The organism is Sutterella massiliensis (assembly GCF_016899755.1).
Taxonomy (GTDB): Bacteria; Pseudomonadota; Gammaproteobacteria; order Burkholderiales; family Burkholderiaceae_F; genus Sutterella; species Sutterella massiliensis.
This window is the reverse complement of record NZ_JACJJC010000426.1, coordinates 1-270: the sequence shown is the minus strand read 5'-3', so window position 1 is coordinate 270 and position 270 is coordinate 1. Positions and strand designations below refer to the sequence as shown.

Annotated in this window: 1 protein-coding gene; it reads right to left on the bottom strand. The window is 63.3% G+C overall.

Going from position 1 to position 270, the window contains the following annotated elements; all coding sequences use genetic code 11:
- On the bottom strand, positions 1–270 hold a 270-nt coding region (locus H6A60_RS14595; protein ID WP_205105320.1), incomplete at both ends, for a hypothetical protein.

Below are 270 nucleotides of genomic sequence, written 5' to 3'. Positions count from 1 at the left end.
GCTCAGCAAAGCTGAGGCCCACACGCTCGTCGCTCGAGATGGGCAGTCCTTGCCGGACGCGTGGCGAGAGGCCGGCTTGAACCCCGATCTCATGGGTCCCGACGACGTTCTGCTTGAGGCATCCTGCTTTGTTGAATTGCACGTTGAGCAAGGGCGAGGTCTGGCGGATGTGGGACACCCGGTCGCAATTGCCACCGCGGTACGACCACATGGACGTTGGCGTGCCGAGTTCACCGGCCAGGGAAACCACGCCGGAACGACCCTCATACC